The 25,603-nt window shown below is 41.5% G+C and carries 16 protein-coding genes and 4 pseudogenes; 8 read left to right on the forward strand and 12 right to left on the reverse strand.

What is annotated here, in order from left to right; all coding sequences use genetic code 11:
* Window positions 1–37: 37 nt before the first annotated feature.
* Together MA_RS17390 and MA_RS17395 are read right to left on the reverse strand one after the other, a co-directional pair.
* The gene (locus MA_RS17390) at window positions 38–472 is read right to left on the reverse strand and encodes a transposase (protein ID WP_011023259.1); all 435 of its coding nucleotides are present in this window, start codon (window positions 470–472) and stop codon (window positions 38–40) included.
* Between the two features lie 322 nt (window positions 473–794).
* Window positions 795–2,687, reverse strand: a complete 1,893-nt coding sequence (locus tag MA_RS17395; RefSeq protein WP_048065671.1) for a DNA/RNA non-specific endonuclease — start codon at window positions 2,685–2,687, stop codon at window positions 795–797.
* A 1,782-nt stretch (window positions 2,688–4,469) separates the two neighbouring features.
* Here MA_RS17395 and MA_RS27370 point away from each other — a divergent pair.
* The 7 genes and pseudogenes from MA_RS27370 to MA_RS17420 all read left to right on the forward strand — a co-directional run.
* Entirely contained in the window at window positions 4,470–4,634 is a 165-nt protein-coding gene (locus MA_RS27370) for a hypothetical protein (RefSeq protein WP_157860299.1), read from the forward strand.
* A gap of 220 nt (window positions 4,635–4,854) precedes the next feature.
* Entirely contained in the window at window positions 4,855–7,191 is a 2,337-nt protein-coding gene (locus MA_RS17400; RefSeq protein ID WP_011023262.1) for a DUF3160 domain-containing protein, read from the forward strand.
* A 322-nt stretch (window positions 7,192–7,513) separates the two neighbouring features.
* A complete protein-coding gene (locus MA_RS17405) occupies window positions 7,514–9,811 on the forward strand; it encodes a DUF3160 domain-containing protein (RefSeq protein WP_048065672.1) in 2,298 nt (765 codons plus the stop codon).
* 248 nt (window positions 9,812–10,059) lie between these two features.
* Window positions 10,060–10,212, forward strand: coding sequence for a zinc ribbon domain-containing protein (locus tag MA_RS27970; protein ID WP_162013091.1), 153 nt, complete (start codon window positions 10,060–10,062; stop codon window positions 10,210–10,212).
* Window positions 10,213–10,254: 42 nt separating this feature from the next.
* Window positions 10,255–10,740, forward strand: a complete 486-nt coding sequence (locus MA_RS17410) for a hypothetical protein (protein ID WP_011023265.1) — start codon at window positions 10,255–10,257, stop codon at window positions 10,738–10,740.
* A 262-nt stretch (window positions 10,741–11,002) separates the two neighbouring features.
* Window positions 11,003–11,521, forward strand: a pseudogene (locus tag MA_RS17415) (IS1634 family transposase); the annotation flags it as partial.
* A gap of 193 nt (window positions 11,522–11,714) precedes the next feature.
* Window positions 11,715–12,434: pseudogene (locus MA_RS17420) on the forward strand (transposase); the annotation flags it as partial.
* Between the two features lie 140 nt (window positions 12,435–12,574).
* On the opposite strand, the gene MA_RS17425 reads toward MA_RS17420, so the two are convergent.
* The gene (locus MA_RS17425) at window positions 12,575–14,182 is read right to left on the reverse strand and encodes an IS1634 family transposase (RefSeq protein ID WP_048065673.1); all 1,608 of its coding nucleotides are present in this window, start codon (window positions 14,180–14,182) and stop codon (window positions 12,575–12,577) included.
* A 240-nt stretch (window positions 14,183–14,422) separates the two neighbouring features.
* Here MA_RS17425 and MA_RS27375 point away from each other — a divergent pair.
* A pseudogene (locus tag MA_RS27375) lies at window positions 14,423–14,641 on the forward strand (IS1634 family transposase); the annotation flags it as partial.
* Between the two features lie 437 nt (window positions 14,642–15,078).
* On the opposite strand, the gene MA_RS17430 reads toward MA_RS27375, so the two are convergent.
* From MA_RS17430 to MA_RS17465, 9 genes and pseudogenes are all read right to left on the reverse strand, one after another.
* Window positions 15,079–16,044 (reverse strand): hypothetical protein, encoded by a 966-nt coding sequence (locus MA_RS17430; RefSeq protein ID WP_048065674.1) that lies wholly within the window; start codon window positions 16,042–16,044, stop codon window positions 15,079–15,081.
* A 51-nt stretch (window positions 16,045–16,095) separates the two neighbouring features.
* A pseudogene (locus MA_RS27380) lies at window positions 16,096–16,183 on the reverse strand (transposase); the annotation flags it as partial.
* Window positions 16,184–16,185: 2 nt separating this feature from the next.
* Window positions 16,186–16,995 (reverse strand): hypothetical protein, encoded by an 810-nt coding sequence (locus MA_RS17435; RefSeq protein ID WP_048065675.1) that lies wholly within the window; start codon window positions 16,993–16,995, stop codon window positions 16,186–16,188.
* A gap of 271 nt (window positions 16,996–17,266) precedes the next feature.
* Window positions 17,267–17,446 carry a hypothetical protein gene (locus tag MA_RS17440; RefSeq protein ID WP_157860301.1) on the reverse strand — a complete coding sequence of 60 codons (180 nt, stop codon included), beginning with the start codon at window positions 17,444–17,446 and terminating at the stop codon, window positions 17,267–17,269.
* A 611-nt stretch (window positions 17,447–18,057) separates the two neighbouring features.
* Window positions 18,058–19,275, reverse strand: a complete 1,218-nt coding sequence (locus MA_RS17445) for a homocitrate synthase family protein (protein ID WP_011023272.1) — start codon at window positions 19,273–19,275, stop codon at window positions 18,058–18,060.
* A gap of 408 nt (window positions 19,276–19,683) precedes the next feature.
* Complete coding sequence (locus tag MA_RS17450; RefSeq protein WP_011023273.1) at window positions 19,684–20,511, reverse strand: NAD(+)/NADH kinase; 828 nt, start codon at window positions 20,509–20,511, stop codon at window positions 19,684–19,686.
* Between the two features lies 1 nt (window position 20,512).
* Window positions 20,513–21,316: a bifunctional fructose-bisphosphatase/inositol-phosphate phosphatase gene (locus tag MA_RS17455; protein ID WP_011023274.1), complete on the reverse strand. Its 804-nt coding sequence runs from the start codon at window positions 21,314–21,316 to the stop codon at window positions 20,513–20,515.
* Window positions 21,317–21,456: 140 nt separating this feature from the next.
* A complete protein-coding gene (locus MA_RS17460) occupies window positions 21,457–22,464 on the reverse strand; it encodes a type II glyceraldehyde-3-phosphate dehydrogenase (protein ID WP_011023275.1) in 1,008 nt (335 codons plus the stop codon).
* Between the two features lie 738 nt (window positions 22,465–23,202).
* The gene (locus MA_RS17465) at window positions 23,203–25,224 is read right to left on the reverse strand and encodes a PAS domain S-box protein (RefSeq protein WP_011023276.1); all 2,022 of its coding nucleotides are present in this window, start codon (window positions 25,222–25,224) and stop codon (window positions 23,203–23,205) included.
* Window positions 25,225–25,603 lie beyond the last annotated feature (379 nt).

The following is a 25,603-nucleotide window of genomic DNA, read 5'->3' on the forward strand; positions in this document are numbered from 1 at the left end:
TTTCAAACCATGTAATGTCTGCTTTTATTCTTTGGACTTAAAATCTTAGAAATGCTCTTATTTCTGTCATGATATATGCTCTCTGCACACTATTTCTCCTTACCTGACAGCGTTTTACTTCACAAAACTGTTTTATTCCTCTATGATACTCTTCAATTTTCCATGCTTTCTTTGCCAGCTCTTTCCTTTTTTCTTCCTGCATATCAAGTACATCTGTAGCCCAGTATTGCGTGTCTCCGTCTTTGGAAACTATCCGAAATCCCTTAATAAAGCCGTATTCTTTCAGATGAACCGTCATTCCTTCTGGTGGAATAGTTAACAATTCAATTGCAATGTTACCAGTCTTATCAGGATTAACTAACCGATTTTTCTTCAACCTTGTTAACCAGTGCCATCCTTTTTTCCTGATTGCTTTGAGATTCTTTATACTGAAATACCACGTATCAAACTGAACAAATTCGGGGGAAAACAACGTTTTGCTGCCCTGTTCAACATTTCAAGGAAGTGATTATTTTTTGTTTTTCCGTCATATCTATATCGTAAATTCTAAAGTCAACAGGGATTACAGCATCGTTAGATGTCCGGACAACGGTTTCAAGATCGATGCCATTTACAATCTGATGATGTTATGTTTGCCACTCCATAGATAAGATATGAATCTACAGTCGTTGGGCTTGCCAGCAAAATGAAGTGAAGCCGACATGTAAAATGGATTGTCGGCTTGAGCCCTTTAAGTTCATCGGCAAGACTGTGCTTCATTGCTAATCCAAGGCAACAACCGTCAAGTGATCGTATCAGAGAATTATGTCCGCAGCAGAGCGAATCCTCCGGATATTAACTCTCTGGCTTTCCAGACCCTTTCCGGCTGCTGCCCGAGCCATAGGATCGGCATCTGTAGGCAAGTCGAATGATAGGCCGGTCAGTGCCTCAACCTGCGCTACCGGCACTTGCCATGTCTTGAACTCGTCGTCGAAGAACTCCAAGCTCTCCAGATAATTTTTCTGCGTGCGCAGGTAGGCAGTAGCGCTGAGCTTCCCGTTTTTATTGACGAATGCCACCACCTTCCAGAAATCGGCAGGCAGGAGGTACTCATTGCGGTAAATCATATCGTCTTCGCGGAAGACGGGACCGGTGAATACCGATATCTGCACATTGGCATTATCTGCAGTCTTAAGTATGTAGTCTTCCACTTCGAGCCAATCATGCTGGTTGAGGCGCTCGTGCTGAGGCGAGCAGTTCGTAAAATGGAACGTATCCTCTCCCGCGTCCCTGGCATTTGGCCCCCAGCAGGGATCCAGCCGGCGAACCAGATGTCCGCGGTCAAGTGGATTGCCTTTATACAATTTGGGCCCGGCCTGATATCTCTGGTCGAGACGTGGATCAAAGTACCATTTGTCGCGGTCGCGTTTGATCTTCTTCAGCTTCTTGCCGTCAATATTGGCCGCGGTATAGAAGGCCAGCCTTCGATCGGCATTCATCACAATCGAGAAGTGCAGGTAGTTGAGAATCTCGCCCCCGTCCTTGAGCTTTGCGACTTTGGACTGGAGATTATCGGCCAGCTTGGGAAGCGGCAGCTGGTGCAGATAGCCCAGGAAATCGGGGTTATAGCCATCCGCCAGGTGGTAATGTTCAGCTGGCAGTTCTCCCAGCTCCATTGCTGTGCCGGGGACGGTTTCTGGGGCGGTTATGATCGCAGGTCCGACCGGATCAGTGCCCTGGCTGCGAAGCCTGCGAAGAGATTCGGCTGCCATCGGCTCGTTCTCGCTGCGCGACTCCAGTGCCTGGAAGATGCGGCTGATGCGCACTCCCTCATTGGCCACCCACGCTATGGTGCCGGGATTATCGATGCCTTCTCGATAGGGCTGACCGTCTGTCTTGAGGATGTTACCCTGGGCATCTTTCATCGGCACTCCTGAGTGGTGCAGGCACACAACCAACCACTGATCGTTGAATACGGGCGAACCTGAGGTTCCGGGCTGAGTGTCGGTCAGATAGTGTATCCAGTTGTCGAAGAGATCTACAACTTCGTTCTCCCGCAGGCAGCACTGCTTGAGACCGCCCTCAGGATGCTGAATGATGGAGACGTATTCGCCGTTCCGGACCTTGCCGGTGTCTTCCACCAGACGCAGTAATCCGTAATCGGTAAGCTCTGTTCCTTCTGTGGCAACGGGGGCCACGGATACCAGTGTGAAGTCCAGGTCCGGATCGGTGACAAAGACCTCGTCCGGTCGCAGGTCGAAGGATTTGGATGTCTTTCGTCGACCGTTTATATCTTGCTCAAATTCGAACTCTGCAAAACTCTTCCTTGCCAGCTCTGCTGTATCGAGGACATGGTTATTCGTCAGCAGCAGATTTGGGCCGACAAGAAAGCCCGTGCCGTAACCCTCTGGCCTGCCGAATGGGTTCACGACCTGGATCCTGCAGACGGGTCTGGCCGCGAGCAGTCCAAGTTCCAGATAGGAGATGCCGACTAGATCACTCTTTCCTATGATCCTTTCCAGGGCCAGGTCATCACCTGGTTCAAGAAAGATCAGGCGCCTCTCTATTGGCCGTACTTCCGTCAAGGGCCTGATGATTTCACGTCTGAATCTCTCGCCTGGCTGCTCCGCTTCAGCAGCTTTCTGCCGGCTATAATACCTTTCAGAGGCTTTCCTCTGTTGCTCTTCTTTTCGGGCATTTTCAAGCATATCTTTCCCCCCATCATAACACAACAGTTTAAAATAATTGAAATATATAACCAAGATTATATTACTCCTCAAATAACATAATGCTCAGATCCTACTATTTTTATATATCTTATAAAATAATATTAAACAAAATGATATAATTATTTGGAATTTTAGATCAGTACTAAAGGTTTGGTTTTTCCACTATCGATGGGCACAATATGTATTTATAGGATTATTCAGGCATGATTCTCCCCTAGACTCTCTTGGTCAGTTTATCGTAAAGTTTAGGAATCATCAAGCCGGAACGAAAGTCTAGCCTTGGCCTTTGACATTGCTTCGAGGTATGCGCTTTCGGGATAGATGTACTGCATCACCCTTCCACAATTATCCCAGAAACTTCTTGATGTCCCAGATCTGGAACTTCGAGGAAAAACTGGTCAACGGCTATGAAAGAAGTAAAGGCTATAGTCTAAGCACAGGAACGCTTGGGAATCTAAATTATGTCGGGGAAAAGGTCCATCTGGCTAAAAGCAATAGCTTGGGTCTTACAGAGCAGTGATGTAACCAGCCTGCCAGATAGGTAAAAAATAACAAAAAATCCGCTTATGCTATTATGGAAGTGAAGATATAATTATGAAAAAAGTGCAAGGACGAGATAAAAATGCTCTTTCACCCCGGAAAACTCTTTTTAATCTCGGGATAAATAGGAAACCTCCGCCAGCTTGTCTGGCTTGCCCAAAAAGCAGAAAAAGCAAAAGAAACAGAAGTTCGTGATTTTTCGATTCACTTTATAAGTAAGTTTCTTACAGGTGTTACAGGTCGATTTCACTTGTGGGTTTCTATTTCTCTTCTTTTTTCTCATTTTTGGAAATGCCGCTCTCCTGCGTCTCTTTACTTTGCCATTGCTTTTAAGTTGATCTGCTTTCCCTCCTCATCTACGAGGCAAGCTTGATGTGAATTCTTGGCCACATCTATGCCAATGTTCAGATACGTCATCTCCGATCCCCAATGTATTATTATAGGCCGGGTACCAAATATTCCTCTGCTCTCAACGGCCAGTAAGCTCGTAAAAATCGCCAGAATCTGTCCTTCCTGAACAGATCTGTAACATGTTAAATTGCCAGAGAGCCGTAGGAGCGAGGGCGGTAGTCTTATCAAGCCGGATACATCGCCGTAAGCGAAGCAAGCTACCCTCCCAGCCTATGTATCGTTTTTATGAAATTGCAGCAATAAAAAAATGCTGCAATTACCTTATATACGAGCAAAACAGACGGCGCACTGCAGAACCGCAACTCTGCCGAGGTGCAATTCGGGAGAATAAAGTTGTAAGGGTTGAGATCTCCAAATAAGCCTTCCTTTAGTCATCATGGACGAAGTGCACTCCTGTAATTATACTTCAGATAATAAGCTTTAACCGAACAATACTTAATTAAATTTTTACTAAATATTAGTCGATTATTTTCAAGATCTGACGGAAAAGAGTCGGCTTCATTCTCTTGAAATATCTCAATTTTTTTATCACTGAACCAAAAAATATTCACCCTTGTTTTTTTGGGCTGGTCTTTCAGAGAGACTTCAAGAAACAGAGAATATTATCATTTTCATCATCATTAGACTGTTTTTCTCTGGATATAACTTCAAATTGGTTCGAAGTTTAATAAAGAATTAAATGCTTTGTGGAAAAATAAATAACTAAAGAGAAACAATTAATGATAGGGAATTAGGGCATATTTAAGTGGCTTAAACGAATAATTTGAAAATTCAAGATCCCAATATGGGAGGTTAAAGGGGAGAAAATTTTTGAACAGAAAACTCCGAATTCTACTGCTAATAGGGGCTTTATTAATAATCGCGGGAACAATTCTGAACATTACCAGAGATCCACTTATCTTAAGTTCGGGAGCTGTGGCTGCACTATTTATGATCCTGCTTTTCAGAATTGACCCTCTGAGTCCCCACGAATGACGGGGAAAGAAAGGGTTAATCTTTTTTACATACAAAATACCTGTTTTACGTTCTTACGTACAACATACTTAATTTACGTTCTTACAACATACTTAATTTACGTTCTTACGTACAACATACTTAATTTACGTTCTTACAACATACTTAATTTACGTTCTTACGTACAACATACTTAATTTACGTTCAACTTATTTTTTACTGGTTTTGCGAGGTATCGAGAATGGATCCGAAAATTAAATTTGCATCAGTCTATCTGATGCTTCTTGTTTTTGTTTTTTTTGCTGGTTGCTCTGGAAAGGAGACAGGACAGAACACACCCGGCTACACCGCAGATGTGCTCAAAACCGAAGCCGTAACTTTTTCAGGGATGCTGGGGCAGGGGGTTTACTTGCCGGTAAATTACAGCCTGGAAGCCCTCGATGTCGAGTTAAAAGCGCCTTCTTATGACTTGCCCCTGGAAAAGGATAAAATCACCAACTACGCAGCCTTTTCAGGAAAAATCCCTCTGAATGAATCGGCGCTTGAAATGCTGGAAAGAAACGGTTTTGTGGTAATAAAAAACCCTTATGACTCTTCGGAAGAGGACATAACTTCAATGTACGTGACCCTCAAAGAAGAAGAAATTCCTGTTTTTATCACCACGGACTCCCTCCTGCACCTCTATCATATCCAGTTTGATGAGACCCTGCGCCAGATCGAGGAAAAGGAGTTTTACGATACTCTCTGGGAGACCGACCTTGCCCTGCTGAACAGCTCGATTGAAGAATATAACAGTGCATCAGGAGAAGAAAAGGAAGCTGCAAGAAGAAACACAGCCTACTTCACGGTTGCTTTAAGCCTGCTCCAGCCGAAGCCCGAACAGATACAGGCATCAGATGAAACCTACGGCTTTGTTGATGAGACTCTTTTCCCTGCAGGTTCGGCAGGAAAATACCAATTTGAGGTCCCTTCATTTGTAAAAGAAGATGTTGATGCCGAACTTGCCCTGATAGAAGCCCATGAAGGCTTTGCTCTCTCTCCTATTTTCCTCTATGAAGAAGACTATTCCCAGTACGTGCCAAGAGGCCACTATACCCGCTCCGAGAAGCTGCAAAACTATTTTAAGGCCTTCGTGTGGCACGGCAGGATAAGCATGCTCCTGAAGGACAGCCTGATACAGTCAGAAGACCCTGCAAAAGATTCCCGCATCCAGACCATCCAGGCAAGCCTGATTTCTTCTCAGCTAGAAAACTCGCCCGAACTTCTTGAAAACTGGGACAGAATCTACGGGGTCACGGCTTTCTACGTGGGCTTTTCCGATGACCTTGGACCTTACGAATACATGGAAGCCATGGATCAGGTCTTTGGCAATGGAGAGAGGGAGTTTAATGAAACAGCAGTAGAGGAATTAAAGGCCGCACTTGCTGAAAACCAGGGCCCGCAAATCTACGGAGGCACAGGAAACTGTATCCTTGAACCTCCCTTCACCCCGGAACAGGCTGACGAATGCCTCGAAAATACCACAGGTTTCCGTTTTATGGGGCAGCGCTTCATCCCTGACTCTTACATGTTCTCAAACCTGGTCGGAGCCTATACAGGTGAATATACCGGTGACTACACGAAAGATGAAGCTCCGTTTACGCTGGTGATCTCAGGAGCCGGAAGGCCTATCCGCGGCTTCCCGCGCGGGCTCGATACAATGGCTCTTCTGGGCTCGGAGAGGGCTGTTTACTGGCTCGACGAGCTGAACGATTCAAGCTACGAAAATTACAGTGCCAGGTATGGGGAACTGGATTCGGAGTTTTCGAACTTCAGCACAGCCGACTGGAACAGGAACCTCTACTGGTCCTGGCTTTATTCCCTCCAACCCCTCCTCAAAAACTATGGAGAAGGCTACCCGACCTTCATGCAGACCGATGCCTGGCAGGACAAAGAACTTAGCACTTCTCTTGCCTCGTGGACTGAGCTCAGACACGACACTATCCTGTATGCCAAGCAGAGTTATACAGTACTTGAGGGGTCCGCAATGGTGCCTCCAGAAGAAAAATCGGTTGTGGGCTATGTAGAACCAGTCCCCGACTTTTACGCCAGGCTGCTTGCCTTAACGAAGATGACAAATCAGGGCCTGGATGAAATGGATGTGCTTGACCCTGTTTCAAAAGCCAGGTTCACTGAGCTTGAAAATATACTTTCCAGGTTGCAGGCAATCTCGGAAAAGGAACTTGAAAACGAAGAGCTGACGGAAGAAGATTATGAATTCATCAAGAATTTCGGGGATCAGCTTGAAGGTGTCATAGCCGATGTTGATGAGAAAGCCAGGAAAACCACTATCGTGGCTGATGTCCATACCGACGGGAATACTGGAGATGTACTCGAAGAAGGAGTAGGATACGTGGATATGGTCGTGGTAGCATACAAGCTTCCGGACGACAGGATCCTTATCGGTGTAGGTCCGGTCTTCAGCTATTACGAGTTCAAGCAGCCAATGTCTGATCGCCTGACCGATGAAAAATGGAGAGAAATGCTTGAGGCGAACCCACCGGAAAAGCCGGAGTGGACTTCCACCTACATTTCTTAATTTTTTTATCTTCAATATAGAATCGAAATTCTCTGATTTTTGGTCCCGACAATGAAAGAATCCGGAAACCGGGTAACCCTGATATTCGATTTCTTTTCAAAGATTTCAAAATAACTTCGAAATAATTCGCAGTCAAAGTCAAATATAAATAAAATAGTGCTGTATCTTCTGTTGCATAATTTAGTGTTTTTTTCCGGAAAATAACCAAGAGAATTTTTAGCCATTTTTAGTCATTTTTAGTTATTTGCCAGATTTTGCGGGCAACTGCTCTGGCATGAAAAGCCATCCCTGAATATCAAACCAAAGTAGGCGAGATGAAATGATGAAGTGTCTAACTAGGACTGCTATTGCTTATTTAACATTTTTAATTTTTTTTGGCTCAATTTTCACAGCGGGGTGCTTGGAGCAAAGTTCCGGGTCAAGCGAGGAGAATGGGACAGAAGAAAAAGAAGTAAACAATAATGGAAGCTCTTCAACAGGTTATTTGAAAACCGAAGCAGTAAATCTTTCCGGGCTTGAGGCTGGAAACTCTTCTCTTGCAGTAAACTACAGGCTTGACGCTCTTGATACCGAACTAAAAGCTCCCCAGTACGATTTGCCCCTGCAGGAATCGGAGATTACGAATTACGAAGAATTTTCGCAGAAATTTTTGACAGATGAGGCAGCCCTGGAGAAGCTGAAAGAAAACGGGTTTGTGGTGATTTCCAACCCCTACAACCCAAAAGAAGAAGAGATCACTGCTATGTATGATAGGCTTGGCAGCGAAGGACGGCCTATTTTCATAAGTTCAGATTCCCTTCTGCACCTTTATCACGTCCAGTTTGACGACAGCATGAGCCAGGTCGAAGAAAGTGAATTATTTGATCTTTTATGGGAACTTGATGAAGCCCTGCTGAACAGCTCGATTGAAGAATATAACAGCGCATCAGGAGAGGAAAAGGAAGCCATAAGAAGAAATACAGCCTACTTTGCTGTGGCATTAAGCCTGCTCCAGCCAGATGAAAATCAGATAAAATATCAGTTTGAGGTTCCTGCTTTTGTAAGAGAAGATGTTGATGCCGAACTTGCCCTGATAGAAGTCCATGAAGGCTTTGCTCTTTCTCCGATATTTCTGTATAAGGAAGACTATTCCCAGTACGTGCCAAGAGGGCATTATACCCATTCCGAAAAGCTGCAAAACTACTTCAGGGCTTTTATGTGGCACGGCAGGATGAGCATGCTCCTTAAAGGAAAATTGATCCAGGCCGAAGACCCGGAAAAGGAAGCCCGCATCCAGACCATCCAGGCAAGCCTGATCAGCTCCAGTCTGGAAAACGATCCGGATCTTCTTCAGAAATGGGACAGGCTCTATGCGATTACTGCTTTTTATGTCGGCGTTTCTGACGATCTCGGACCTTATGAATATATGGAAGCAATGGAGACGGCGTTCGGAAACGAATCAAGGAATTTCAACGCAGCAACGATCGGAGAGCTGAAAGTGGAGCTTGCAGGGTATCGGAGCCCGGAGATCTACGGAGGCACAGGAAGCGGGAGCCATGAACTCATTCTAACGGCTGAACAGGCCGATGAACTCCTTGAGGATACGAAAGGTTTCAGGTTTATGGGGCAGCGTTTTATCCCTGACTCTTATATGTTCTCAAGGCTAACCGGCCCTTACACTAACGAGTATACAGGAAATCAGGAAGATGTGCCTTTTACCTATATAAGTTCCTCATACGGAAACAACCGGGGCTTTCCGCGTGGGCTTGATACGATGGCTCTCCTAGGTTCAGACAGGGCTGTTTACTGGCTTGACGAGCTGAACGATTCCAGTTACAAAAATTACAGTCTAAGATACGGGGAACTGGACTCGGAGTTTTCGAACTTCAGCACAGCCGACTGGAACAGGAACCTCTACTGGTCCTGGCTTTATTCCCTCCAGCCTCTCCTCAAAGACTATGGAGAAGGCTACCCGACCTTCATGCAAACCCCTGCCTGGAAGGACAAGGAATTGACCACCTCCCTGGCCTCCTGGACCGAGCTCAGGCATGATACGATTCTCTATTCAAAACAGAACTATGCAATAGCGGAATCACTTCCCATATTTGGGGACAAAACTGTGGGATATGTTGAGCCAGTGCCCGCATTTTATAACAGGCTGCTGGCCCTTACCCGGATGACTGGAGACGGACTTGGAGAACTGGATGCGCTTGATGAAGATAGTAAACGAAGATTTGAGAGCCTTGAAAGCATTCTGGAAAGGCTTATCGATATTTCCGAAAAGGAGCTTGAAAATGAGGAGCTAACAGAAGAAGACAAATTTTACATCTTTGAATTTGGTGACCGTCTCGAAATGCTCGGGGGTGTCGACGAAGAAACCAGGAAAACTACCCTTGTTGCAGATGTCCACACTGAGCCCAATTCCGAACTCGTGCTTGAGGAAGGGACAGGATATGTGGATATGATAATCGTGGCTTACAAGCTTCCTGACGACAGGATCTTCCTGGCTGCTGGGCCGGTTATGAGTCATTACGAGTTCAAGCAGCCCATGTCTGACCGCCTGACCGACGAAAAATGGAGAGAAATGCTGGAGGAAGAACCGCCGGAAAAGCCGGAGTGGACTTCGACATATGGGGCTTAAAGCCCTAAAATTTTTTTGATTTCTTTGTTTTTGAAGTATAGAAGATCGACCAGGATCAAAAAACTGAAAAGTTGCTGGAGAGCAGAAGCAGGGACGAATTTTAAGCAGAAACGAACATACCCGGATTCGTTTTGCAGTCCGAAATTTCCCTGAGTCATATATGGAAAAATATTAATTGCATAAGTATGAGTAATAATATGTGGGCTAGATGATTACGGAAGCCCTGATAAAACCATGAGGTAATAAGAATGTGCAGCGTTGGCGACCCGTTTGATTTCAACATGGAAGGAAAATTGCCGGTTAAAGAGTATGTATGCAAGGACTGTGGGAATAAATTCAAAGGTATTGGGAAAAATGTAAAATGCCCTGCCTGTCAGTCTTCAAATGTAGCAGAAACCTGATCAGCAGCTGGAATTACTGGTTTTTAGACATTTATTTTTAGCATGAATAAATCGGCCTCTTTTAACGAAGTTTCACTGAAAGAAAGTGAAATGCTTCTCCTGCGAGGCACGGCAGGAATAGTGGCTATTGTGAAAGCAGGGCCGCATGGACAGTACTTTCTGGAAACCGAAGACGAAGAGATCGTACTCGGACTTGAACCTCATGACCTGATTGTGGCTTCTGCGTTTTCGGTGGACGAAAAAACTGAAAAAGGGCTTAAATGCGTGCTCTTCATGATCCGGGAAATCAGATCCCCATTAATAGTCCTTCCAAAGAACCATCCTGCATCGGCAAGACTTCCAATAGTGGTATCGGCTGGGAAAAAGACTGTGCTGAACTGCAATATCACACCTGGCACGCACCCGAATCAGGACGTGCTCTGCGGTTCAAATGAATTTGATAGTCTGGAGCTAACAGGAACGCCGGAGGGCGTACAGATCAAAAATATGCCATCATGTGAGGTATTAAAAATTAGCTTTGATATCTGACCGGCACATTTTTAAAGAACAGAGAAACGCCAGAGCCTGTTAGGGTATTTTTTTAGATCTTTTAAGAAGTCCGATTGATTACAGGATTCTGCACCTGCCATCGATATCACCTTACGGTCTTATGCTTCCGACCTTCCGCCGATATCTTCAAAAAAATAACATTTTTCCTGTTATCTTTCCTGGAGAACGATTCAAAAATCTGCAGTTATTGCCTTAGTTTGACATTTCTATAAAAATAAATACTCTTATTTTCGTTATTGGTTTGATGAATCTAAAAACAAAAATAAGAGCATTCCCTACTATTCCTAACAAGAATATATATGTTCCTATCGGCTCGATGCTTGCTGTTCAATACTTTTATGAAAAACTTAATTTCTCTGATGTTTTTGGTAAGCATAAAAGCCGAGGTTTAGATCTCAATAGTTTATTAATAGGCTTGGTGAGCTACAAGCTCACCGAGAATTTTAGCATTAAAGAAGCTGGCAAATGGTTAAATCAGAAAGAAATTCTCGAGATTTTGAATCTCGATAGTTTTCATGAAAAGGTTCTTTACAGAACACTTGAGATCCTGGGGCGCAACAAAGAGGAGATTCTTTCTGATATTTTAGGCAATCTATTTTCCGCTTATGATTTTGAAGAGACAGATATAAACCTTGACTGGACAAGTATAACTCTTTACGGCACAAAATCCAAGCTTGGAAAGTTTGGATATAGCAGAGATCATAGACCTGATAAGCTTCAGATAACAGTTGGAGTAAGCGAACTCAAAAAACCAATTCATGCGTCTTCGGTTAAGTGAGGAATCATGATAAATTGCCTCCATTTTCGTAACAGTTCTCAAAAACTGTATCCCATTGAGAGTTGGAACTGGGTATCGATTTCATGTAAAATGGACAAAATTTAAGGCGACTTTTGGTGCAAAATCGATATCCTTCAGGCAAGAAAATTCCTTAACCGATGACCAATGAAAACCAATTAACATACCCATTGGAGTTACAGTAAACAAAGGAAATGTTCTTGATCTGCAACATTTTCCTGAGACGTATAACAAGGTAAAAAGTAAACTCAAAAAAGGATTTCTTATTGTTTTTGATAAAGGCGCTAATACAGTTGAAAACATTAAGCTGATACAGGAAGATAAGATGACATATCTTACTTCCATGAAACTGAATTCAAGTGACGATAAAATCATTGAGAAATTTGATGTAACTAAAGCAGAACAGATAGATTCTGAGAAAGGAATTTATGGGATAAAAATAGTCAAGCCAAATAGCATTAAGTATTTCTATTTCTCAGAATCATTACAAGAAAAACAATTGGAAGCAAAGGCAAGAACTGTTCTGAAGAAGTTACAGGAAGCAAAAGAGATACAGGAGATAATTGTCAAAAATAAAAAGCTTCCTAAAAAATTCAGAATAAACAATGAGTTGATTGAGATTGACTATTCTTTTAAGACTAAGCTCGAAGAGCTTAGTGATGATGAAGCGATAGAACTCCTAAAGAGTTCCATAATTAATGGAAGAGAAGGATTTTTCTGCCTGAAATCAGACAAGAATTTGACACTTGAAAAGGCACTGGAAATATATCGGGAAAAGGACTCTACAGAGAAAATATTCAACTCGCTTAAAAACGAAATACAGATTAAGCCGTTAAGGGTTTGGTCAGAAAATAGCATTCATGGAGCTATTATCTTACTTTCGGCAGGTCGACATTAAAATGTAGAATATTTTTCACGATACTGTTTTTAAAACATTAGCTAAATATATGTTATGTTTAAAGTTGGTTAACATATGACCCAACTCTCACGATCTATCCTACTTTCCGCACTATTTTTTCACATATAATATTTTTCGTACTTTTCTCCCATCAGTTTCAGCACTTTAATGTTTTCCTCATCTAGATTCAATACCTTCTTTATCCTTTTTCCATCAATTTCGATCACTAATTCTGTTATTCTTCTGAACAGGAAGAATACCCATTTCATCGTTGGAGTCTGTGTTTTCTTCTTAACCTGGTTTCTAATAGCTTCTTTTGCTTCTTCCAATCTTGTTCTCAGTTTCCACTCAGCTATTGAATACAACAATAAGCACAGAACCATCACCATTGCAAGTGCTTCTATTCTGGACTCTTTTTTCAGGTATACCTCAGACACTCTGAAACTCTTATCTTTAAGGAACCTGAACCCTCTTTCAACTGTTCCCTGTTCCTTGTAGTATTCCAGGAGTTGATCTGGAGTCAACTCCAGATCATTGGTTGCAAGAATGAACCTTCCTAACTTTGCTCGTCTTTCCTGTACTTTCTCCCGATCATGTTTAATCTCTGCTTCTATCATGTAGAAAGTCTGTACCTCTTCATCTTTTCTTGGTCTTCCTTTCTTGTTTTCAAGCCTGTGAGACTTAGTTTTTATATCAAGTTTTGTGAATTCATACGATTCATTCTCTTTCAACCATTGTTCAGCAGCCATTCTTGCGTCAGCTTCACAGGCAAATTCACGATTAGAAAGCTTTTTAAGGGATTTTTCTGCTACTTCAAGCTCCTTAATAATCTTTTCTTCAAAAGTCTTCTCTTCCTTCTTTTTCATTTCCTCTGAACAGAATACAACCCATAACTGTTCAACTCCGCCATAACAGGACTTTGTAGAATAGCAAGAATAACGTTCATCAGAGCATGTTTTCAGAATTAAGTCGGCTATTAAGAGTTCCTTTGCTTCATTGATGGTTGCAGGAGCTCTCGATATAAAAAAAGCGTTAGTTCCTATTTCTTTCACATTATCTTCAGTATAAAATGCACTGTCTGCAACATGGTAGACTCTTTCATCAAGATTCAGGTTCTGTGTTAGTTCCTTTATGGTTTTGATGAGAGCTTTCTTGTCGGAACTGTTGCCATCTAATGCTCTTACGAAAAGAGGAATTCCTTTCTGGTCAGTAACCATGGAAATGGAAAAACGAAGTAAGTCGACTCTCTTGTCTTTTGGATGACCATAAGTAATGTTGATAGTTTTGCCATCATCGTTTTCATAGTCACCATAAACACTGAAATTAGTAGTATCTGTATGACAGAAACGGGGATTAATGGGAACATGTTTCATAGCTTGCAGAATTATATAGTTGAAGAGTTCGGTTGCTCCGTGTTCATAGATTTTATCCAAAGTTCTGCCAAAAACATCGTCATTAAGGTGTTCTGGGAGAACACCTTCTCCCAGTAACCTCTCAGTGGGTAAATTTTCAAAAAAGTTTGGAAACAGGTAAAGACGGCGCTCAGTGAATCCTAAACCGTTAATGCACATTGCCTTGATAACAGTAGAATGAGGAATGTTATGGCCACTTTTCTTGGGAAGGAGAGTGTCAATCAAATCTGAAATATCAAGCTCGTCAAATACGCCAGCAATAAGACCATAATGACCAAGATGAGTTGTAGATTCAGAGCTAGGGGAAAGAGTCATCAAGGTAAATGAGAAAAGATTTTATAAAAAATAATTGGAAGATTAAAAAATATAAAATCCTGAAATTTTACTGCGGAAAGTGCGATCTATATAAGCACTGAACTATTTTTTCATTAAAGTTCAGTATGAGAGATTAATAATTGGTCATATGTAAACCTAACAACTATACACAATTATGGAGCATCATTTCAAAATCGCCATCAGCAAAAATTATCAAAAATTAAATGTAGACCTGCCGAAGGTAAGATTATACTGGGATTTATTGCTCAATTATTCATATCGCTGATGCGATATGAATTTGAGGAAATCAAGCACAAATCCACAAAATTCATCAAAAAAAGCTTGAAAAATTTGACACTTACAATAAAGTTCGTGAAAAATGGACTCAGAAATTATATTTTTGCTAATTTTGATAAGATCAATAGCTTAATTGTAACAAAAATGGGCACTATTCCATAGAATTTATTATAAAATTAGATGGATTCATAACCTTGTGTCAAATTAGTTTGAGCTAAGAATAGGATAGATTTTCAATATCAATTAGTGGATACTGTCAAATTAAGGTTACACTGTCACGTTGTTGGGGGAATGGAAGTTGAACGTTTTTCAATGAAGGCAGAAGGTCTAAAATTGTGATATATTCAAAAAACATGTTTGTTTACCAAGGAGTTTTTCAAAAAACTTCTTTTCGAATTTCAGTGAATATAACTATTCTAAAATAGAGGTTATCATTTCCGAAACTTCTTCTAGCTCAATTTGTCAAATATAACCTCAATAAATCAATTATCGTATAAAGGTCAGTTCTTTACCATATAGCAAATACGAGACTACCTTGCCCAATTAATCGTCTATCTAATAAGTTTCCTCCTCCTCAATCCTCCCACTTATATCTCTTTTCATACAGTGAGATTCACATGTGGATCGAATATATTATATGACCTATTAGTAAGTCCTGTATTAATAACATTTTTTATAATGTCCCCTCTATTTCTCTGAAGCAGTCGATCTTCATAATATTTATCTAAATTTTGCATTAATTTTAACACATCAATTATTCTAGGTAAACGTATTATATTCTCTGTTTCCGAACTATTGCTACCACCTATGTAGAAGTCACCTATGTATAAACCCGGTTGAAGGGAATTTAAACTAAAGCCCTTATATAGTTTATTTTCAAACATCACCCCTTTCTCATATGCAACTCCATGATCTTTATATGATAATATCAGTCTTTTAGCACCAATTACCTCTTGTGGTAAGAAGATATTATCTGGGCGTAATATGCCTGGATTTAATGAATACACTAATGTGCTTTCGTCTAATCCAGATATATCAGTTTTTAGATCCTCACCTGTATGTCCTGGGCCTGGCACCGGTTCAAAGAACACTGCCTCTACCTTCACACGCAAAGCCTTTGCACGATTTGCTATCTGTGTACCAGCCACAGCATTTCTGCTATGTGATTTTATCATTACTAATATATCTGTGTCTGCTAACGGATTATTACGTTTTTTAGATGCATAGAAGTCAAGGATTTTGCACATTCCCGTTTCAATATTATGTTCAATACTGTTGGGACCTGTGTCTTTTATGCCTTTCATAATTTCTATGGGTCCGTCTATCCCCCCTTGAGGTCCAGCTATCGTCAATACTGGTGTTTGTCCATTTTCTGACCAAACAATTTCTCCGTTTTCCATTACAGCTGCATTTTCTAAATAAACTTCTTGTTTACATATTCCTATTGGCTTCATAGAGGAATTTAGACTTTTACCCCTCCACACATGATCACCGGATCCAGGCAGCTCCAACAACAATAGTTTTTTTCCGTAGCTTTTCCTCTCTATGTACTCCTCTTCTAGCATACGATACTCCCTGCAAGTTAACTGTAGTTGTAGATGGTACGGCTTTCTTACTCACGACTGCTTCATTCATCATTTTCATTACATGAAATTTATTAAACATAATTTTTGCATCTGGAAACTCACCTAAAATTTCACTTATGATCAAGGCCAACTAGGTATGTTAAATAAATCTTTTACAAATTTCCATAACTCATCTAACCCCACTTCGTCTGCTACAGATTTCAAGAAATCATCTACTTCAATTTCTTCGAGTATAGAATTTACAATATCGGGCAAAAGTTTCAGAAGGTCTTCTGGCTCAATACTACTAAATATAAATTTCAATAAATCTATTATCGTATAAGAAGTCAGTTCTTCTCCATATGGTAAATACCAAATAAAAGATACAAGCGTAAACCCTATAATAAAGCCACAAATCATTCTTTTGGCAAGGTCGATTGCAATCAGTTTGTTAAGATGAGTTGCTTTAATCCACAGTTTCAAACAAATGGGCAGTATGTTTGCTATAGCTATACCAAAACCAAGTGTTATTCCCTTCATGTAAAGTCCATCAGGAAGAAGATCAAATAAAAGACCAAATACGAAAACAACACCCCATAAAACACATTGGACCAAGATAAACAGATACTGATGAAGTATTGTTGGCAGAATACTTTCCCAGTCCTTCAAATTTCGATATATTTTTTCAACAGGGCTGTTTTTGTAAATTATGTTATTATAAATAAAAAACACAATTGAAGCTATGAATACTCCTTTGATTACATTATGTATTCCTATATTCTCCTTAAAACAGAATAATCTAAGTATAAAATCCAAGTTAATACTTAATTCGGGTGCTTTAAAACCTGCAAAACTCCACACATTAGGATTTGCAATCAGAATAAGAAATAGAAATAAGGTCAAAAGCCGAAACAATCTATTTGAAGCCGTGATATTGTTTCTTGAAGTCATGACGTTGGCCCTCTTTAATGTAGCCCAAATTTGACAGAAGCACACATTTTATAATGTTGAAATGGGCTTCATGCTTCTGTTTTCTTAATACAATTCAAAGTTTTGTCTTGCATCTTATGATTTTTGGACATTTTTTAATTTACTAAGATGTAGTGTGTCAATGAAACGTGTTTTGTGTAAGAAAATACTGTATTAATTAGCAGAATCTGTCAAATTAGGGATGTAGTGTTGGTAATACCGTTACTCAGCCCTATTAAATTCATGTGCCCTTTCATTTCTTCGCTAATAGGGCTGCTACGCCCAACTCACCAAGATTAAAAATGGCGTCTGCTCCTGCATTGCCTACATCTCCCACGGCAGGTACTAATCCTAGAGTGACATCACTAGTCAGTTCCAACAGGACCAAGCCCAAAAATAAAGCTAATAGCTTTTGATCTTTTGATAGTTTCATTTTCGACCTCGAAGAGGACCGTCGATTACTATTATGTTTATTTTCCATGCGTACACCCTTTACCAGACTCTATTGATGAGGCAATTTTGAATTTAGGATTTGCTTATCACTTGTAACATTAGTGAATTATTGCTGTATTCAACTCTGTAAATTACCCTTATATTGAATTTGTGTTCTAGTATAAGATACTTTTTAAATAAAAGTTAAAGCCTAAAAGTCTTAAATAAAGGAAAATAAGTCTGAATCAAATTTGAGTTAAAAATTAATATTTTTCTGTTTTTTAGGCTTATGTATCTGAATATTTCAAGAATAAAATAACTATTTAAACAATTTTTTATTTTTCTTAAATTAAAAAATGATATAAGATTTTCCACATGAAGGGGTAGTATAAAAAATACTTCCTATAAAAAGAGTTTTTTAAATGGGAAATTTAACGGAGTTATCAGAGTTTACAAAAATTTTGGTTGAAAAAAGTATTATTACTAAAGTTCCTAAAAAAGTAGAGAATTGGATAAAAATCTCAAATCCAACATATTCCCTACAAAAATGGGAGTTAAAGTTAGAAAAAAGTTAGAATGAATTATTGGAAACATTCTCATTTCTTATTCGTTTCAGATAGAAAACTTTTCTTTTTCGCTGGCGGAAGGTTTCTGCTCCTGCCTGACCTGAGCTATCAGTTTTTCAAGCTGCTCCCTTGAAATGCTTCTTCGCTTTTCGTCGGTACAGACCTTGACTTTTTCGATCAGGGCGCAGAGTTCTTCCCGTTCAAGGCAGAAACCGATACTGTTGATGATCCCTTTCAGGGCTTTTGTCCCGGTATGCTTCCCGACAACAAGGTTGCGCTTTCCACCTACCATCTCGGGAAGGAAGAGTTCGTAAGTGCGCGGCTCTTCCAGGATTGCAGCGACGTGAATTCCGGACTCATGGGTAAAGGCGTTCTGGCCTACAACGGCTTTGTTTACTGAGGGGGTGATGTTTGAGTATTCCGAAATCATTCTGGAGAGCGCGGTCAGCTTTGTTGTATCATAACGTTCAATTCCGTACTGTACCCTAAGGGCAACCAGCATTTCTTCAAGAGAAGCGTTTCCGGCCCTTTCTCCAATCCCGTTGACTGTCGTATGGAGCTGCTTTGCTCCGGCTTCGGCGGCTGCAAGGGTGTTAGCCGTAGCCATCCCGAGGTCATCGTGGCAGTGGATGCAGATTGAAGTGTTTACGCACTTGAAGATTTCACTTACAAGGTAATGGGTGGTGGTCGGGTTCAGGATACCGATTGTATCTGCCAGGCTTACGTACTGCACTTTATACTCGTTCTCAACTTCCTTGAAAGCCTGCTTGAGGCGGTCAATCGGAGTGCGGCTTGCATCCTCGGCTGCAAAACGTACGTTTAAACCGTGGTCAGTTGCATATTCAATAGCTTCCTTAGCGCAGCCCAGCATATCCTCAAGAGTCCTGTGGTACTTGTATTTGAGGTGCATGTCGGACATTGCAATGAAAATGCTGACGATATCGACGTCACAATCAAGGGCAGCATCAACATCTCCCTTTACTGCTCTTGAGAGGCAGCAGATCCTGGAATCATAACCCTGGTTTGCGATTTCCTTTACGATTTCTTTTTCGTATGCGGAAACTACCGGAAAGCCGGCTTCTATAACCTCAATACCCATGGAATCAAGCTCGCTGGCTACTGCCAGCTTCTGTTCTTTCGTGAACACAACACCAGGGGTCTGTTCCCCATCGCGCAGGGTCACGTCACAGATTTCGATATCGAGGGGGCGATATTCGATGAAGTCCATAAGTGTATTTCTGGAGTACTGCTCGCTCTCTGACATGGTTACTGTTTCCCGTGATTTTCCTCATTCTGAGGAATTTTTGATTATTTTTAATGATATTTGTATTAACTGCCCCGAAAAGAATTCAAAGGCTGGATAAGAAGGTACGATGCTAAAACGACATTAAAAGCCAAAAAAACTTATATTTAGCAAGATTAAGCATTAGCTTTACCTACATATGTATAAATGTTTTCCTTGGAGGAAGCGAGTTTCCGGGAGCAATATTAGGATTTCCCGGGGAAAATAGTGGCTTTCAATGCTTTAACCTGAGAAAAAAAGTGTCAAAAAATAAATTTTTCTAAATATCAGGATAAAAATGTGATTCTTGAGGAAAAAAGACTCAAAAAACCCTATTCGAGAAGAAAAATTAAAGTTAACAATAAAAATTAAATCTTAAAGAAAATTCTTTCAGGAAAGTTTCCGCTGAACTCTTTCATAAAAGCAGGTATCGGAAATCCTTACAAAACGCGCAGGATATTTTGATTTCTTCAGTTTGACAACATCGTCAGGTCTGATCCTGTAAGACTTCTGCCCGTCAATTGCAATTACAGCTTCTTTTTTATGATCCGACAATTTCACTGTGATTTCACTGTCCGAAGGGATGACCCATGGCCTTGCCGAAAGCTTGAAAGGAGCGACAGGAACCACCACGATTGCATTTACCCGTGGGTTTATGATGGGCCCGCCCGCGCTCATTGCATAGGCAGTCGAACCTGTAGGGGTTGCAAAAACCACACCATCGGCACGCATTTCATCCAGAAGGCAGTCATTGACGTAAACTTCAAACTGGATAATCTTTGCAGGTTTTGCAGACATTACAGCGACCTCGTTGGTGGCTGTCTCAAGCATTTCCCCGTTAAGGAAGACGTCTACCCGCATCCTTTCAAGATACGAAAACCCGTAGAGAACTTCCTCTATGGTCTCAATTGCATCCTCAGGTTCCACATCTACAAGGAAACCGAGGGTGCCCATGTTAATTCCCAGTACAGGGAGAGGGTCTTTCATTTTGGCAATATTTCGGAGGACTGTCCCGTCACCACCCACACTTATGATGAGTTCGACTCCCTTGTCCCTCATCCTTTCGACAGGAGTGCCCTCAATGTCCAGCACATCAGCTGTGGCAGTGGAGACATAGATTTGCACCTTCGAATAGAAGTGTGCGATAATATCCCTTACCATCTGAAGTACTTCAGGCCTATCGCAGCGTGATGCGATCCCTATTTTCCTAATTGCCAAATTATCCCCCTGAAAGTAAGCTTAAAAGTTTTTTATGCACGCGCCCGTTGGACGCGACCATCTCCACTCTGGCAGTAACATTATCAGGAAGTCTTAAAGTTTTTCCGTATCCGTCCGTAACAAGCCCGCCAGCTTCTTCAAGGATAAGCTGGCCTGCTGCCACATCGGTTACCCGCAGAGCTTTTCGGACATCCACAAAGGCATCAAGCCTGCCTGAAGCTGCATAACACAGTTCAAGCGCCACACTCCCGAATAGTCTAACACGGCGGACATTGCTGTATATCCTTCGGGTCCTTTCCACGTTCTGTCTGTAGCCGTACACACTGACACAGAGGCTCTTCAGGTCCGAATTCACAGAGGTCTTGATTCTATTCCCATTCAGATATGCTCCTTTTCCGGCTTCTGCATAATATTCTTCCCTGAGGGCAAGATTGCTCACATACCCGAACCTGAGGTCTGAGAGGTCGTGAGAGGCAAAAGCTATTGATACGCTGTAGAAAGGAATTCCAACAGAAGCATTATAAGTCCCGTCAAGGGGATCAAGCACAACAGAGAACTCAGGAGACTTTCCGGTAACAAGTTCACCAAGTTCTTCGCTGAGTATCCTCATGGGCCTGCCGTCAGTTTTAAGCACCTCAATGATGGCGTCTTCTGCTGCAAGGTCTATACATGTAGTCGGCGTTCCGTCAGCTCCCATACATACGAAGCTACTCGCCGAATCGGTGCCCACGAGGTCACAGGTTGCATCGTATGCAGCCCTGTAAGCCTCCCGGCACAATTTTAAAAAATATGAATCTGAAGTCATTAAGGATCGGATCCTTCTTTTCTCAGGTTACACAGGCACCTATTAGGCGCCTGGGGCTGAGGATTCTAAAAAGCAGGACTCAGGCAAGCCATTCAGCAATGTCAAACCCCGAGTCCTGGAAATCAAGAGTCCTGAAAGGCTCAGAGCCCAATAGCCTTGTTTGTTTTCAGGATTGATTTTGCGCCGTCGCTCTCAAGTTCCATCATTGCGCGGATGGCGTCCACGTTTTCAGGAACCACAATGGACTCCTGGTGGATAGCTTGGAAGAAGTAAAGTTCTCCTTCGTGCATGGTGATGGAGTCCGGCCAGACGCAGTTCTCCCACATATCGTTTCTGGGGCGTTTTATGTCCCTGGCAACTTCCATGATTTCGGCCGTGGAGGTAATTCCCTGCCCGACAAAGCGGACTCTGGACTGGGATCCGAGCACTTGCCTGACATCCTCGGCAGTGCACTCATTCTTGAGTTCCATGTTTACGGTGTGCACGTGCATGAGAGTCGTCGGGATTTTCATGGCTGCGGAGGTGATATCGATGTGAGGAATAACGGTCTTCACATCAGGCCCGTGATGGGAAGGCAATTTGATCGGGTCCGGCACGATTGCATTGATCGGGCCTTTCTTTATGTCATTGGGATCTGTTGCCCTCCTGGCTAGGGTTACCCTGACCTTCTTTGTCCCGAAAGCTTTGTCTATGGGATAGATAACCCTGCAGAGCCCTGTAGTATTGCAGGAAACCACCCGTACGAAGTCAAGACCTAGAGCCCCTTCGTAATTTGCGACGGCGTTAAAAGAGTAACCGGCAAGTTCATGATCTTCTCCGCCCTGCCAGATAGCTTTTACTCCGGCTTTTTCATACAGAGCTTTGTTGGATTTCCCAATCCCCCCAGGAGTGCAGTCCACTATAACATCAGCTTTTTCCACCATCTCCTCAATGCTCCCGGCAGCAGGCATTCCTGCCTTTTCGAAAGCTTCCAGGTTGGCAGCTGGGGCATAGATGTCATACCCGAGCTGGTGGGCTACTGCAGCCTCATAGTTCGGCTTTGTCTTGGAAATACCTATGATTTCCATGTCGTCCTGAGCCTGTGCGGCATCTGCAACTCTTTTTCCAATTGTTCCGTAACCGTTTACTGCAATCTTTGCTTTAGCCATTTATTATCCTGTCCTGTTATCCTCTTCTACCCAAAGAGTATGGTCTAAATTAAATAAATTAATCCGGTTTGTAGAAACCGGACTAAATTAATGTAAATCATAAGTGAATCAATAGCCTGAGCAGCTAAAACTTGTTTTCCTAAATTTGCGAATTTCAGGCAGTGAATTATACAAATCTAAAGTATAGACATAAAATTAAAGTGTTTCATGGATTTATAATGTACGTCTGAAATTAAGAGATGCTGAAAATCGCCAGATATCCGAGCTGAAATACGGATTAAAGCGATAAATATCTTGAGTACTTCAAATTGCCCCCTGAAGATTTCATCTGATCATTATATCTAATCATTATATCTGATCATTATATCTAATCATTATATCTGATCATTATATCTAATCATTATATCTGATCATTATATCTGATCATTATATCTAATCATTATATCTGATCATTATATCTAATCATTATATCTAATCATTATATCTGATCATTATATCTGATCATTATATCTGATCATTATATCTGATCATTATATCTGATCATTATATCTGATCATTAGATCCGAAATAACATTGATATAATAGATCAGGATAAAATAAATGTTTTTCTCGAAAAGCCATTAAAAACAAAGAAACAAGAAGAGGAATCCAGTACATTAGGAGCTTTTAAAGGCTTTTTCAAAATATCGGGGTACTGACCACCTGTATAGCCATAACATAAAGCTTTCAATAGAAACATTAAGCTTTCTCCGCCACACTTATCCTTATAGTAAATTCTGTTCCTTTCTCCCTCTTCACCTCCATCTCGCCCTCCAGCTGGTCCACAAGGATTTTTACAAGTTGAAGGCCAAGAGAATCGGAATTTTCCAGATCAACTGCGTCCGAAATTCCGGTCCCATCGTCGGAAACGGTCAGAATAAATCCGGTTTCCCTGCGGGACTTTGTTTCATTTTCCGAGCAGAGGTCCGTTTCCTGCTCGGGACTGATTTCCCTGCAAAGCTTGATGTCTATTTCTCCGCTGTCCCTGTCTGAAAATGCGTGTTTCAAAGAATTTGAAACAAGTTCGTTGACGATCAATCCTAAGGGGACTGCAACATCCATATCAAAAAAGATATTCTTTTCAAGCTCCTTTTTCAGGGTTATCCTGGCGTTTCCAAGCCTGTAAGTCTGGAAAAGGGCATCAACGAGCTTTTCAAGGTAAGGGGAAAAGTCCAGGGTATCGGTTTCCCCATTTTCGTGCAGCTCTTCATGAATGAGAGCAATGGATATCACTCTGTCCTGACTTTCCTTGAAAGCTTCAACAACTTTCGGAGTCTTACATACCTCATGTTTGGAGAAATTTTCAGCCTGAAGGTCCAGGAGAGAAGAGATTACCTGCAGGTTATTCTTTATTCTGTGGTGAATTTCCTTTTTGCGGGCAGCATCCACCTTTGCAAGAGTTTCCTCTGTCCTTTTCTTTTCAGTAATATCGTAAATTACGCCCTGGTAGATTTCGGGCTTTCCAACCCTGCCAGGGATCTTCTGGCAGGTTTCATGAACCCATTTTGTTTCCCCTCTCTTGTCCCTTATCCTGTACTCCACTTCTACTGTAAAGACCCCGGGAATCTTCCTGAGTTTATTCTCTTCCTCAATGACCAGAGGCAGGTATTTGGGGTCTATGATATCCTTCCACTGGACTTGAGACATGAACTCTTCTTCAGTATAACCTGTAATTGCTTCCAGGGCTCCGTGCAGAAAATTAGGAATAAAGTTTTCATCGGCCTGAAAAGCAATACCTTTAAAATTTTCGATAAATGACCGGTACCTTTCTTCACTTTTCTGTATTCTTTCATGAGCAAGCTTTCTCTCGGTTATATCCTTAATAACTCCAAGAAGCTTGTAAGGTCTACCGCTTTCATCCAGCAGGCAAACTCCTCTATCTTCGGCATAGAAGTAAGTTCCATCTTTTTTCCTGAACCTGAACTCCTGCCTGTACTTTCCCCCCTCTTTCTGGATTTTTGTGATATTTTCGTTTACCTGGTCCAGCTCCTCGGGATGAAGATATCCCATCCAGACATGAGGGGGAATACTCTGAAAATCCTTAACAGAATACCCAGTGACTTCTTCAACAGCCCCATCCAGGTTTCCAGTATTACTTTCGAAATCAAACTCGTATATGATCATTTCAGTCTGTTCTGTGATAAAGCGGTATTTTTTCCCTTTCTCCCGAAGGGTTCTCTGGACTTCATCGCGATCAGTAATGTCCTGCAGTACTGTTATAAGCCCCCGGACCTCCCCGATTTCGTTGCTGAAAGTTGATTTGTTTACCAGAAAAACCCTTCTTATGCCGTCTGCGCAGATTCCTTCGTACTCATAAGTATGTTTTCCGCCTTTTTTGAGGAGTTCAATATCGTCCCGATCCCATTCCTTTATGCGCTCAAGCAGAGATTGCCCGTCCAAAAAAGCCCTTTCAGGAAACTTTTCAATAACCTTTAGGGCTGCTTCAAGAAGCGTAGATCCGACAATCTCTTCTTCCGGAAGCCCTACGATCTGCCTGGTAAAAATTTCATTCACTCCGAGATAAACCCCGTTCCTGTCCTTGTAACAAACAGGGTTGACCATTGCATTAAGCATTGTTTTTACGAAGAAATCACTTTCATGTAACACAGATGTCGCTCCCGGATTTTCGAAAACTTCAGGACCTGGGGCCTGAAATGCACCTGAAGTTCCTTTGACGTTATCACATTTTGATTTTTTCAGAACCTTGTTGGACTCGCTCAATCTAATCTGCTCCTAAGTTTCTGAAATCTAGTTTTTCTGAAACTATCTATTGGGAAGTGGCTGTTAAGATGATACTATATTACTTATTTTTGTAGAAACTGCTTAAAATTGAATTTGTAGCAAAATAGATTTTCAATACTAAGGAATAACAAATATATAATTTCAAGTATTCCCCTTATCATCTGTGATGCTTGATAAAAGCTGTTACAAATGATAAAAAGAATCTAATTTGACGCTGTGTACAAAATATTCTGAAGAAATTGAAAAGCAAATGAAAACATTTTATGATATTTTGAATGAAAAAGATAGGAGAAGATGTGCAACCATCGAAGCAACGGAATTAGGTTACGGAGGACAAATCTATATAAGTAATGTTAAT

It is taken from the genome of Methanosarcina acetivorans C2A (assembly GCF_000007345.1).
In the GTDB taxonomy this organism is placed as follows: domain Archaea; phylum Halobacteriota; class Methanosarcinia; order Methanosarcinales; family Methanosarcinaceae; genus Methanosarcina; species Methanosarcina acetivorans.